Source organism: Mesorhizobium sp. P3_A8 (assembly GCF_056402995.1).
In genome coordinates, this window is sequence record NZ_JBFUGI010000014.1 from 176209 (window position 1) to 188513 (window position 12305).

Genomic DNA, 12305 nt, shown 5'->3' on the forward strand with positions numbered 1-12305 from the left:
CATTGCCCGTTCGTCTTATCATCGAACCAACCCAACCAAGGAGAACGACCATGCGGTTCATGATGCTGATGATCCCCGGCGGCTACGCAGAGGCGGCGCCCGATGTCAGGCCCGGCGCCGAGGCGGTGGAAGGGATGATGCGATACAATGAAGAGCTCAAGAAGGCCGGCGTGCTGCTGGCGCTCGACGGGCTGCATCCGCCGTCCGAGGGAGCGCGGGTCAGCTTCAAGGGCGGCAAGCCCGTCGCCACCGACGGGCCGTTCGCGGAGGTCAAGGAAGTGCTTGGCGGCTATTGGGTCATCGACGTGCGCTCGCGTGAAGAAGCCATCGAATGGGCCCGCCGCTGCCCTGCCGGGGAGAATGACCTGATCGAGGTTCGACGCGTCTTTGAGATGAGCGATTTCCCCGAGGACGTCCAGAAGGCGGCTGAAGGTTTTGGCGAGTTGAAGGGTTGACGGCCAACGCCACCATCGAAGCGGTCTGGCGGATCGAGCAGCCGAAGCTCACCGCCAGGCTCGTCCGCTATCTCAGGGATATCGGGCTGGCCGAGGAGATCGCGCAAGATGCCTTCCTGCTGGCGCTGGAGCGCTGGCCCCGGGACGGCATCCCGCGCAACCCGGCCGCCTGGTTGACCGAGGTCGCCAGAAACCGGGCGCTCGACCGGCTGCGCCGCACCACCATGATCGACGGCAAGCATCGCGAACTCGCCATCGACCTCGCCGAGCTGGAGCGCGAGATGCCCGGCATCGAGGCAGCACTCGACGAGGATATCGACGATGACCTTTTGCGGCTGATCTTCACCGCGTGCCATCCCATACTGCCGGCCGAGCAGCGTACCGCACTCGCCTTGCGGCTGCTCGGCGGGCTGTCGACGCCGGAGATCGCCCGCGCCTTCCTGGTGCCCGAAGCCACGGTCGCCCAGCGCATCGTGCGCGCCAAGCGGACGCTTCGCGATGCCGCCATCCCGTTCGAGACGCCGCGCGGCGAGGAGCGTCGCGAACGCCTCGCCGCCGTGCTGGAGGTGGTCTATCTCACCTTCAACGAGGGCTATGTGGCAACCACGGGACCGGATTGGCTGCGCGCCGATCTGTGCGGCGAAGCGCTGCGCCTCGGCCGTTCGCTGGCCGCGCTGATGCCTGATGAGCCCGAGGTGCAGGGACTGGTGTCGCTGATGGAACTCAACGCCTCGCGCTTTCCCGCCCGCACCGGCAAAGCGGGCGAACCGATCCTGCTGCTCGACCAGGACCGCGGCCGCTGGAACTGGTCGCTCATCCGGCGCGGCCTCGACGGCCTGAACCGCGCCATGACCCTGACATCGACACCCGGTCCCTATCTCCTGCAGGCGATGATCGCCGCCTGCCATAGCCGCGCGGCAACAGCCGCCGACACCGACTGGATCGCGATATCGGCCTATTATCAGGCCCTGGCCTTGGCGGCCCCGTCGCCCATCGTCGAAATCAACCGGGCGGTGGCCGTCGGCATGGCCTTTGGACCGGCGCAGGGCCTCGCCATCGTCGAAGCGCTGAAGGACGAACCGCGCCTGAAGGACTCGCATCTCTTACCCACGGTGCGCGGCGATCTTCTGGAGAAATTGGGGCGACCAGTGGAAGCCCGCGCCGCGTTCCGCCAGGCCGCCGGATTGACCGGCAATGACAGGGAGCGCGCCCTGCTGCTCGCCCGCGCGGGTGACCAGATCACCCGCCGATAACGTCGGTCTCAGTGAGCGTCCGGTGGTGGCGCCTTCGGTGCGACATTGCGCAGGAACGGCACCATAGCGGTGGCGATGACGAAGGCGGCCATGATCACCAGGAACGCATCGGCATAAGCCATGGTCGACGCTTCGCGATAGGCCAGCGCCCACAACTGCTTCAATGAGGCGGTATGACCATCCGCGACCGCGCCGGGCAGTTGCCCATAGCGAAGCGCGACATTGTCGACGAGCCGCATGGCGGCCTCGTTCTGAGGCGTCAGGTGCGAGGCAATCGTCAAGAAATGGAAGTTGGTGCGGTCGTTCAGGATCGCGCCGCAAATGGCGATGCCGACCGCGCCGCCGAGATTGCGCATCGTGTTGAACAGGCCGCTGGCATATTTCAGCCGTTCGGGCGGCAGGCTGCCGAGGCCGAGATTGACGCTCGGCGCCACCGCAAAGACCTGCGGGAAGCCGCGGAACAGTTGCGGGATCAGGAGCTCGGCCGCACCCCACTGGCTGGTGATGGCGCTAAAACTCCACATCGACGCGCCGAAGGATGCCAGGCCGAACATCATCAGCCAGCGCGTGTCGAAGCGCTTGGCGAGAAAGATGTAGACGGGCACGCCGACCATCGAGGCGACGCCGGTGGAAAACACCGCCACGCCGGTCTGGAAGGCGTCGTAGCCCCTGACATAGCCGAGGAACAGCGGCGTCAGATAAATCGTGGCGAAGATGCCGATGCCGGTGACGAAGGAGAGAAAGCAACCAATGGCGAAATTGCGGTTGCCGAAGGCGCGGAAATCGACCACCGGCTGCGCATAGGTCAGGCTGCGGATGATGAACAGAACCATGGTAACGCTGGCAACGATGGCGCCGTTGCGGATCGTTGCATCGTCGAACCAGTTCCAGCGCGTACCCTCCTCCAGAACGTACTCCGCCGTGCCGAGACTGACGGCCATCAGAACCATGCCGGTATAGTCGGCGCCCTTCAGCAGCGACGGATCGGCTTTGTCGATCTTGACCAGAGCCGCGACGAGGATGGTGATGATGGTGCCGGGAACGACGTTGACATAGAACAGCCAATGCCAGCTCAGCGTATCGGTGATCCAGCCGCCGATGACGGGGCCGAGCGTCGGCGCGATCGAAGCGATGCTGCCGACCACAGCCGCCGCATAGACCCGCCTCGGTCCCTGGAAATAGTGGAACGACGAGGTGAAGACGGTTGGGATCATCGACGCGCCGAGCAGCCCTTGCAGCGCGCGGAACACGATCATGCTTTCGATGCTCCAGGCGAAGCCGCACAGCATGCTGGCCAGCGTGAAGCCGGCCGCCGAGAAGGTGAACAGCCAGCGTGTCGAAAACACCCGGGTGAGCCAGCCCGACAGCGGGATGACGATGATTTCGGCCACCAGATAAGACGTCTGCACCCAGCCGATCTGGTCTTGTGCCGCCGACAGGCCGCCGCCAATGTCCTGCAGCGAGGAGGCGACGATCTGGATGTCGAGCAGCGCGATGAACATCCCCACGCACATCACCATGAACGGCAGAATGCTGACGAAGAAGGATTGCGGGCGCTCTAACATGGCGTCCTCAGCGCGACGCGGTATCGACGGTCACGACGGTGGAGAGGCCCGGCCGCAGCGCGACCTTGCGCGCCTGATCCGGGTCGATGGTGATGCGGACAGGAACGCGCTGGACGATCTTGGTGAAATTGCCGGTGGCGTTCTGTGCCGGGATGACGCTGAAGATCGCCCCTGTTGCCGGTCCGAGGCTGGTGACATGGCCCTTGAGCGGCTGGTCGGGCGCGATGTCGCTATAGACCGTCGCCGCCTGGCCATCGGCCATGCTGCGCAGTTGATCCTCCTTGAAATTGGCGTCGACCCACAGCCCGCTCTCCGGAACGATCGTCAAGAGATAGCTGCCCGGCGAGACATAAGTGCCGACCTGCGCCAGCCGGTTGCCGACGAGGCCGTCGATCGGAGCGCGGATCTGCGTGAAGCCGAGCTCAAGCTCAGCCATGTCGAGATCGGCCTTGGCGGCCAAAACCGCGGCGGTGGCTTCCGCGATCTGCGTGTTGAGCACATCGAGCTGTTGCCTCGCCGCGGCAAGCCCGGCGCGGGAGGCGGCGACAGATGCCTTGGCCTGGCTATCGGCGGCAAGACTTCTCTGCGCATCCTGTTGCGTACCGGCCTTGGTGCTGGCCAGCACCGCGTAGCGTTGAGCGTCCTGCGTGGTGAAAGTGGCGGCAGCGCTCTTGGCATCGAGATCGGCCCCGGCCTGTTCGATCAGCGAATTCTGCAGCGAGACCTGGGCGTGAAGATTGTCGAGCGCCGACTGCTGCTGCTGGACGGAAGCCTGCGCACGCTCCACCGCCGCCTTGAACGGCCGGTCGTCGATGCGGATGATCAGCTGGCCGGCGGCGACATGCTGGTTGTCCTCGACGAGGATCTGGTCGATATGCCCGGCGACGCGTGGCGCCAGCGGCGTGACGTTGCCGCCGACATAGGCATCGTCGGTCGAGACGAGGAAGCGGCCGGCCTGCCACCACTGAGAGCCATACCAGCCGGCAATGCCGATCGCGATCGCGGCGCCCAGCAAGACGAACGGCTTGCGGCGCTTTTTAACGGGCGCGGGAATCTGAACGACCGAAGGCTGCGCCGGCTGCAACTCGGCAGCGGAAAGAACCTTGTTCATTGGCCCCGCGCCTCATTCGACCTGTGCTCGATCACGGTGTTGTCGACGAGCGGAAAGCCTGAGCCTTCGCTGCTGAAGCGATAGCGCTGCCGCATGCGGTCGGTGGCCTTGGGTGCCGTCGCCATGGTGAAGCCTTCGCTGTCGAGCTCCTTGCCGGTCTGGCGATCGACCAGCACCGGCTCGGCCCAACGCCCGTCAGCCTTGTCCACCACCACCAGGCTCGGGCCTTCGGGGGCGAGATGCTTGTTGCCCCAGGCGAGCAGGGAAAGCAGCACCGGGCGGAAATCGCGCGCCTTGGCGGTCAGCACATATTCATGACGAAGCGGCCGCTCGCAGTAGGCGCGCTTTTCAAAAAGGCCGCGCTCGACCAGACTGTTCAGCCGCCGCGTCAGAATGTTGGGCGCGATCTCCAGGCTCTTTTGAAACTGGTCGAAGCGCGTCAGCCCCTGGAATGCGTCCCGCAGCAACAGGATGCTCCACCACTCGCCGACATCGTCGAGGCTGCGCGCGATGGGGCACGGGCGTGTTTCGAAGCTTGTTTTGGCAACCATGATCGGAGTCTCTTTCAAAATGAAAGTGACTCATAGCCATGTTGGTTGCATTATGCAAGTCACTCGAGTGTGATCGTGGATCGAGTGCGGATTTGAAGATATGATATAGAGCCCAAGCGATGCGGGCCGGCACCAAAGCCGGCCCATATGCCACAAGCGGTCTTCCGTTGCAGAGCTTCGCTGGCGCCCGCTAGTCAAGCACCACCACGGCTTCCACCTCGAACAGCATCGGGTCGATGGCAAGCTTGGGAACCGGCACCAGTGTCTGCGCCGGCAGCGCCTCGCCGAACATCTCCTTGACGTTGCTGGTCAGCACTTCGAGCTTGGACATGTCGTGGTCGACGACGAAGACCGTGAGCTTGGCGACCTGATCGGGTTTCGCGCCGATCCCCTCGAGTGCTGAGCGCAAATTCGCATAGGCCTGTTTCACCTGGACGGCGAAGTCGGGCGACAAGCCTCCCGTACTGTCCTGGCCGCCCTGCCCGGAAATATAGGCCACCCGGGCTCCCGGCGGCGTGACCACCGCCGTGCTGTAACCGTTCGGCGACGGGTCGTAGAGGGTCCGAGGGTTGACGATGGTCAATTCATTGGCTGTTGCCGCAGTGGTCATGATGATTAGTCCTCCGATAAGCAGATGCTTGATTGCGCGTGACATGATTTCTCTCGGGCTTCGCGGCCTGCCAGCGACGTCCTCGAAGCCGGCATGATTGAGCTTTAATCCTACTTCTAGTACAACGTACTATACGGTGCACGAGTCATCCTATAGTACGTCGTACGAGTCAACCGTTCAGGATCGACATTCCTGACGGTGCCTGCCAAAACTGAGGTTCCTACCAGCGAGGAAGACGGGATGGCAGCCAAGCGCAGCGGCGCTCGTAGCAAACGGTCTCAACGGATAAGCCAGCCGGTGCAGGAGCCATCAGGTGAACCGCCTCTGTCGCGCGAGCGTATCGTGGCGACTGCGGTCGACCTTTTGGACGCTCAAGGGCTCGACGGATTGACCATGCGCCGGCTGGCCGACCGCCTCGGCTCAGGCGTGATGAGCCTGTATTGGCACGTCGACAGCAAGGAAGATGTCTTTGATCTGGCGCTCGATGCGGTGCTCGACTATCGCGGACCGCCTGAAATGATCGAGCCTCAAAACTGGCGCGCGGAAATCGTTCATATGCTTGAAGACTGGCGCGCCGGCATGCTGCGCCATCCCTGGTCGGCATCCTTGTTGCCGCGCCGGGCGCTCGGTCCGAACGTCCTCGGCCGCCTTGAATTCATGAGCAAGACCTTGTCCCGGGCCGGTGTCGCGGACGCGGATGTGAACGCCGCTATATGGTCGCTCTGGAACTATGTGATGGGCGCCACCATCACCCGCGCGAGCTTCGATCTCTCGGACGACGACAGGGCCGCCGCGCAGCAGCGCCTGGCCAGCGAACGCTACCCGACCATCGAACGCTCTCGCCTGCTGTTGGACAATGATTGGGATGGCACCTTCCGCAAAGGCCTCGACTTCCTGCTCGATGGCCTCTCTCGGAGGTAGCGCCGTCAAGGCATCAGCACGACCTTACCGGTCGAGCGGCGCTCGTCGAGCAGCCGGTGCGCCTCGCCTGCCTGGTCGAGCGGAAACCGGCCGCCGATCGCGACCCGCAGCCGGCCGCTCGCCGCCAGCTGGAACAGCTCCGACAGGCTGGTTTTCAGCACGTCAGGGGAAAGCAGCGGCAGCAGCGCGAACCCTCTGAGCGACTGGTTGCGGCCGATCATGGCTTCCAGATCGGAAGCCGCGAGCCCATAGCGGCCGAGCGCCGCAAACACCAGCTCGCCGCCGGACGCAAGAGCCTGCAGCGATGCCCCCGTCAAAGCGCCGCCGACCGTGTCGTAGATGATGTCGACACCGGCGCCGTCCGTGACGTCGCGGACGCGGGCGGGCCAATCCGGGTTGGTGTAATCGACGGCCGCATCGGCGCCGAAGGACAGGGCAAGATCGAGCTTGGCCTTACCGCCGGCAGCCGCGATCACCTTGGCCGTGCCCTTTAACTTCGTAAGCTGGATAAGCAGCGATCCGACACCACCGGCCGCGGCCGGCACCAGCACCGTCCGGCCCTCACACGGGCTCTGGCGCAGCAGATGCAGCGCTGTCAGCCCCTGCACCATCAGCGCCGTCGCCTCTTCGAATAAGATTTCATCCGGCAACGGCACGGCGAGATCGGCTGATATCGTCACCTGCTCGGAATAGCCACCATGAGGACGCTGCGAGGCAAACAGCGGTGCCGCGACACGTCTCCCCAGCAGCGCCGCATCCACCCCTTGGCCGACGGCTTCGACGACGCCCGCCACTTCCACGCCGGGGAACATCGGCAGCTGTGGCGTCACTGCATAACGGTCCGCGCGCATCAGCACCTCGAAGAAGTTGATGCCGGCAGCGCGGACGCGGATCAGCACCTCGCCGGCCTGCGGCACGGGCGCCGGCACGTTGACGACCTCAAGAACCTCGGGGCCGCCGAAGCGGCTGAATTGAACGGCTTTCATTGGCAAACTCCGATCGCACTGGCATCAGCCGTGCTTTGCCACTATCTGCGAGGCCTCGACTACACACTCATTTGTCCCCTGCTGACCACGAGGTGACCATGGCCGGTCCTGCCAGGAAAATGCCGATCAAGAGGCTGCCGATGCTGCCGGCGGAACGTGCGCTCAAGGTGATCGCCGGGCGCTGGAAGGCGGTCATCCTGTACCATCTGTTCGATGGTCCCCGGCGGCTGACGACGCTCAAGGCAATGGTTCCGGGCATCACTCAGAAAGTGCTGATCCAGCAGCTGCGCGAGATGGAAGAGCACGGCCTTGTCAGCCGCGAGATCTTCGCAGAAGTGCCGGCGCGCGTCGAATATTCGGCGACCAGCCTCGGCCTCAGCCTCGAGCCGATCCTGCTGGCGCTCTGCCAATGGGGCCAGCACCACGCCGATGAACTGGACGAGAAGCATCGTCTCGCCGACTGCATCATCCGGCCACGGCAGGCACAGCACGCACAATTGGCTTAGATCGAATTGACAGGGCGGGTTGCCGACGCCGGCTGTCCGTCTCAGACTGTCTAAAAAAACGGATCGGCAAATGCACCGCAAAGCTTCGGGTGAACTCTATCAGACCTACACTCTTGGTGACCTACGCATCACCGCCTTGCGCGATGGCTATGTCGACATGCCGGTCAGGCGGCTTCGGCAAAACGGCGACAAGCCTTTTGGCGATGATTTGCCGGCACAAGTCCCGCTGTTTGGCGGTCAACTCAGGCTCTCCGTCAACGCCTTTGCGATTGACGATGGGAATGAGATAACGCTGATCGATACCGGCTCCTCGAATGCCTGGCACCCCACCATGGGCCGGCTTCCCCAGGCGCTGGACGAAGCCGGCATCGATGTCGGACGAATCCACTCGGTCTGCTTCACCCATACGCATCTCGACCACATTCATGGCCTTGTGCTTGCCGACGGCCGGGACGCTTTCCCGCGCCTGGCGCGCCTGCTCGTTCCCAGCGAAGAACTCGGCCTTTTTCGCGCCGAAGCGCGGCTCGAGCGGTTTCACGGCATGGCGGAGCCATTCGAAGCCGGAGACCATTTCGGGGCACATGTCGACATTATCGGCGCTCATGGCCATGAAGTGGGTCACAGCTGCTTTCGCGTTTCGAGCGGCAGCGAACGCATTTTGATCTGGGGCGATACCGTTCACTGCCCATCGCTTCAGTTCGACCGGCCTGAGGTGACATGGGAATTCGACACGGATCAGGACCAGGCGCACCAAAGCCGGTTGCGGCTGCTGGCGCTTGCGGCGGACGACAATCATTTCGTTGCCGGCGCGCATCTGGACTCGCCCGGCATTGGCCGTGTTATCAGGTCCGGCGGCAGCTTTCGATTTGAGCCGCTATAACGAGAAAGGGCGGCGCAAGCGCCGCCCCGACCGGCGCTACCGTCAACCGATCTGAATGCGGCGTGTCACGTGTCCGTTGCTCTCCCAGTAGGTGTGTTTTTTGGCGATCCACGGATCACTCATCGCCGGCTGGATATTGCCGCTCGTATCGATCGCGCGCGAGGTGACGGTGTGCTCTCCGGCAGAAGGCTTGGGCCAGTCGAGAGACCACATCTTCCAGGCAAACTCCGCCTCCTCTGTATGGTCGATGGTCGCCGGCAACCACGGCCCATCGTCGATCTTCACCTCGACCCGGTCGACCGGCGCGCCCCAGGCGGCTCCGACGATGCAGTAGTTGCTGCCGACCTGAGTGACCCGGGCCGGTGCCGATTTGAGGCGCGCCCGTCCGACGGAGGTTTCCACCCATACGGTCTCGCCGTTGTGGTCTTCCTCACGGAGCGTGACGTAGTCGCGTCCCATGAACCGGTTCTCGAAGCGCTGGTCGCGCACGTCGATGCGCTTGAGCCATTTCGCGTTGGCGACCCCGTACCAGCCCGGCGCCACCAGCCGCAGCGGGAAACCGTTGTCGGGCGGCAAGGGAGCGCCGTTCATCTCGTAGCAAAGGATGTTTTTTGGATCCATGGCTTCGGCAAGCGACATGCTGCGAGCGAAATTTTGCTTGAACTTGACGTCGTCGGCCCGCTTGATCTCGCCTTCGTCGGCACCCCAGAAGACAACCTCGATGCCGCTGTCGAGGACCCCGGCTTCCTTCAGGATCGGTGCGAGCGGTGTGCCCGCCCAGCGCGCATTGCCGATGCCGCCGTTGAAAAACGGAAGGCCAGTGTTGCCCGAGCATTCAATCGTGAACGTAACCTCTTGGCGCGGACGGGCCTTGATGTCGGCAAGCGTCAGGGCCATCGGCTTTTTGACCATGCCATGGATTTCGAGCTTCCACGTGCTTTCGTCGATGACGGGTCGGTTGAAGTGCGCGATTGAAAAGAATTTGTCGTTGGGCGTTACCCAGGAATCGAGATCCTCCCAGGCGAGCTGGTTCTTGATGACCTCCGGAACAGGGTTCGGCGGTAGCTTGTCGAGCCATTCGACGACTTTCTCGCCGGGCCGTGTCGGAAAAGCGTAAGCACGCGAAGCATGGAGAGCCGCGATTGCGGCAACGGCCACGCTTCCCTGGATAAGTTCTCTGCGTTGAAGATGAGGCATGCTGTTTCCCTCCCAGTTGGTCCGGAACGGGCTGCAGCGTGCTATTTGGGCCGTAGCCTGATCTCGGACAGGCGCACAAAGGAACGACTGCCACCCGGAAATATCCGGATGGGTCATGCGGTCAGCGACGCGTCTCAAGCATGTAAGGCACTGGACGAAACTCTAGCTTGGGTTTCGTGCTTGAAGAGTGCGCCCTGAAAAAGGATGTGTCCACAACTTGGACGGGATATGTTGACCTTGCGGCCGATTTCCGTCCCGTCGCAGCTCGCGACCCGCTTCTGGCGCGACGCGTTCGCTCCGATGATGTCCGGTCTAGCTAGGGGGCACCAAAGCCTCTCACCGCCCGTCCTTGGTCTTGCCCATAGGCGTTCGGGGCTGGTCTCGGGCGTATGGATCAGCCCGTGCGGGATTGCCATTATTTTAGCCTAGGCGCATATTGATCCGGCAGGCGGTCCTTTACTCGCGGCGCCTATGACATCGTTATCAATGCTGAGGTGCCGGACCAGGCCGCTGGGATGGGCATAGCCCTAGCGGAACGGCCGTGCTCGCGGCTGCCAATAGGGCTGCCAGCGTTTACAAGCCCGCCGGCTGATTGGACTAACCGTACATTGAAGGCAGCACGGTACCGGAGGACGGACAAGCGTGCGGAGGCTCCTGACAGGCCTGTTGGCCGCGATGCTGGTGGCGTCGGCAGGACGATGCTGGTCCAAGGACAAGCAACCTTACAAGCCGATTGCCGAAGAAGCAGTGAGAACGGCCAGTGCCCGGCTGTATTCCGACATTCTGAAGCAAGAATGCCTGCAAGGACGACGGTATCTCAGAAGCCAAATCGAGAGCGGCTTCAGAAGGCACTTCGAGGAAACGAGACTGACGTTGGTGCAAGAAGGGTACACAATTGTGCCCAATGCGACAAAGAACAATTCATCTTGGTCTCTCTCGCAGATGGCATTTGACGCCAAACGGCGACTGGCTCTCCCGCCCCAATTCGGCTGTTTTGAAGCATACTGGCTCCATGACAATCCGGATTGGTAGCGGCTGCTGGGCTACCGGCCACAAGCGGTTTCACACAATTGAAAAGGGCGGCGCATGCGCCGCCCCATATCCCTTGGGAGGATAATCTCAAAAGGCGATCAGGCCGCCTTGATTTCCTCGTCCACCACGTCGGCATCGCGGGCCTTCTTCAGCGCCTTGGCCCACCAGGCGACGTCGTTGACCAGCGCCGTGGCGGCCTGGTTCAGATGCTCGAGATCCTCAAGCTTCTTCTCGCCCTGGCGAACGGCGAGGAAGTCGCCCCAGGCGATATGGACGGCCGACTTGACCGGCGCCATCTGCAACTCGACGGCATGGAGGCGGAGCTGCTCCACGGCGCGGGCACCGCCGACGCTGCCATAACCGACGAAGCCGGCCGGCTTCTTGTTCCATTCGTTGGCGGCGTAGTCGATGGCGTTCTTCAGCACGGCCGTCGGGCCGTGATTGTATTCAGCCGCGGTGAAGATGAAGCCGTCGAACTCGGCGACCTTTTTCTGCCAGCGCTGCGCCACTTCGTTGGTCGACGGTACCCAGGCGGAGGACGCAACCTCGTCGAAGAAGGGCAGCGGGAAATCACGCAGGTCGACGACCTCGACTTCGATGTCGGCATGCGACTTGGCGATCTTGGCAATCCATTGGGTGGGCACATCGGCGAAGCGCGCGGCGCGCGTCGAACCGACGATGATGGCGATTTTCGGCTTTGACATGGGGGCTCTCCATTCCAGTAAAAAGCTGGTATCATTTGGATACCGGCGCTATATGAGATACCGCGATCCGCCGACGCAAGGAGGCACTTTTTTGTTACCGAGGCACCCGCACCGCACCGAAGACTGCCGCGCCATTTCGGAAATCCTGCAGCGCGTCGGCGATAAATGGACCGTGCTTGTGGTCGGGAAGCTTGGCGACGGACCGCTGCGTTTCAACGAGCTGCGCGCCGCTGTCGGCGGCATCTCGCAGAAGATGCTGACCACCACCTTGCGAGGGCTGGAACGCGACGGCTTCGTCACCCGCACCGTGTTTCCAACCATCCCGCCGCGCGTCGATTACGAGCTGACCGAACTCGGACATGAGTTGCTGATACCGGTCGGCGCACTCGGCGAATGGGCGCGCAAGAACACCACGCGCGTCAAGGCGGCACGCGAGAAATTTGACGGCATGCACGCCTGAAACCTTTGCGCTGCAAGGTGTCAGGAGTTTCGCGGTTGAGCGAAATTGGCTGACGGCAGGGAATTTGTGGCTCT

General features: G+C 63.1%; 13 protein-coding genes. 6 read left to right on the top strand and 7 right to left on the bottom strand.

Going from position 1 to position 12305, the window contains the following annotated elements; genetic code table 11:
* Positions 1–50 precede the first annotated feature (50 nt).
* On the top strand, positions 51–455 hold the full coding sequence (locus tag AC1DX4_RS28875; RefSeq protein WP_477223542.1) for a YciI family protein: 405 nt from the start codon (positions 51–53) through the stop codon (positions 453–455).
* Entirely contained in the window at positions 452–1708 is a 1257-nt protein-coding gene (locus AC1DX4_RS28880; protein WP_477223543.1) for an RNA polymerase sigma factor, read from the top strand. The genes AC1DX4_RS28875 and AC1DX4_RS28880 overlap by 4 nt, the downstream gene beginning before the upstream one ends.
* Before the next feature lie 8 nt (positions 1709–1716).
* Here the strand turns inward: AC1DX4_RS28880 and AC1DX4_RS28885 are convergent, their stop codons facing one another.
* From AC1DX4_RS28885 to AC1DX4_RS28900, 4 genes are all read right to left on the bottom strand, one after another.
* Positions 1717–3273, bottom strand: coding sequence for a DHA2 family efflux MFS transporter permease subunit (locus AC1DX4_RS28885; protein ID WP_477223544.1), 1557 nt, complete (start codon positions 3271–3273; stop codon positions 1717–1719).
* Between the two features lie 7 nt (positions 3274–3280).
* Positions 3281–4384: an HlyD family secretion protein gene (locus tag AC1DX4_RS28890; RefSeq protein WP_477223545.1), complete on the bottom strand. Its 1104-nt coding sequence runs from the start codon at positions 4382–4384 to the stop codon at positions 3281–3283.
* Positions 4381–4935: a winged helix-turn-helix transcriptional regulator gene (locus AC1DX4_RS28895; protein ID WP_477223546.1), complete on the bottom strand. Its 555-nt coding sequence runs from the start codon at positions 4933–4935 to the stop codon at positions 4381–4383. The genes AC1DX4_RS28890 and AC1DX4_RS28895 overlap by 4 nt, the downstream gene beginning before the upstream one ends.
* Before the next feature lie 190 nt (positions 4936–5125).
* The gene (locus AC1DX4_RS28900; protein WP_477223547.1) at positions 5126–5590 is read right to left on the bottom strand and encodes a RidA family protein; all 465 of its coding nucleotides are present in this window, start codon (positions 5588–5590) and stop codon (positions 5126–5128) included.
* Between the two features lie 195 nt (positions 5591–5785).
* Between AC1DX4_RS28900 and AC1DX4_RS28905 the strand changes: the two genes are divergently transcribed.
* The gene (locus AC1DX4_RS28905; RefSeq protein WP_477223548.1) at positions 5786–6466 is read left to right on the top strand and encodes a TetR/AcrR family transcriptional regulator; all 681 of its coding nucleotides are present in this window, start codon (positions 5786–5788) and stop codon (positions 6464–6466) included.
* 5 nt (positions 6467–6471) lie between these two features.
* On the opposite strand, the gene AC1DX4_RS28910 is transcribed toward AC1DX4_RS28905, so the two are convergent.
* A complete protein-coding gene (locus AC1DX4_RS28910; protein WP_477223549.1) occupies positions 6472–7452 on the bottom strand; it encodes a quinone oxidoreductase family protein in 981 nt (326 codons plus the stop codon).
* Between the two features lie 35 nt (positions 7453–7487).
* On the opposite strand from AC1DX4_RS28910, the gene AC1DX4_RS28915 reads away from it, so the two are divergent.
* Both AC1DX4_RS28915 and AC1DX4_RS28920 read left to right on the top strand, forming a co-directional pair.
* Positions 7488–7958 carry a winged helix-turn-helix transcriptional regulator gene (locus AC1DX4_RS28915; RefSeq protein ID WP_477223550.1) on the top strand — a complete coding sequence of 157 codons (471 nt, stop codon included), beginning with the start codon at positions 7488–7490 and terminating at the stop codon, positions 7956–7958.
* 157 nt (positions 7959–8115) lie between these two features.
* Entirely contained in the window at positions 8116–8838 is a 723-nt protein-coding gene (locus tag AC1DX4_RS28920; RefSeq protein ID WP_477223581.1) for an MBL fold metallo-hydrolase, read from the top strand.
* A 42-nt stretch (positions 8839–8880) separates the two neighbouring features.
* On the opposite strand, the gene AC1DX4_RS28925 is transcribed toward AC1DX4_RS28920, so the two are convergent.
* Together AC1DX4_RS28925 and AC1DX4_RS28930 are read right to left on the bottom strand one after the other, a co-directional pair.
* Complete coding sequence (locus AC1DX4_RS28925) at positions 8881–10035, bottom strand: sulfite oxidase (protein WP_477223582.1); 1155 nt, start codon at positions 10033–10035, stop codon at positions 8881–8883.
* Positions 10036–11165: 1130 nt separating this feature from the next.
* The gene (locus AC1DX4_RS28930) at positions 11166–11771 is read right to left on the bottom strand and encodes an NADPH-dependent FMN reductase (RefSeq protein WP_477223551.1); all 606 of its coding nucleotides are present in this window, start codon (positions 11769–11771) and stop codon (positions 11166–11168) included.
* Positions 11772–11862: 91 nt separating this feature from the next.
* On the opposite strand from AC1DX4_RS28930, the gene AC1DX4_RS28935 reads away from it, so the two are divergent.
* Complete coding sequence (locus AC1DX4_RS28935; protein ID WP_477223552.1) at positions 11863–12231, top strand: winged helix-turn-helix transcriptional regulator; 369 nt, start codon at positions 11863–11865, stop codon at positions 12229–12231.
* Positions 12232–12305 lie beyond the last annotated feature (74 nt).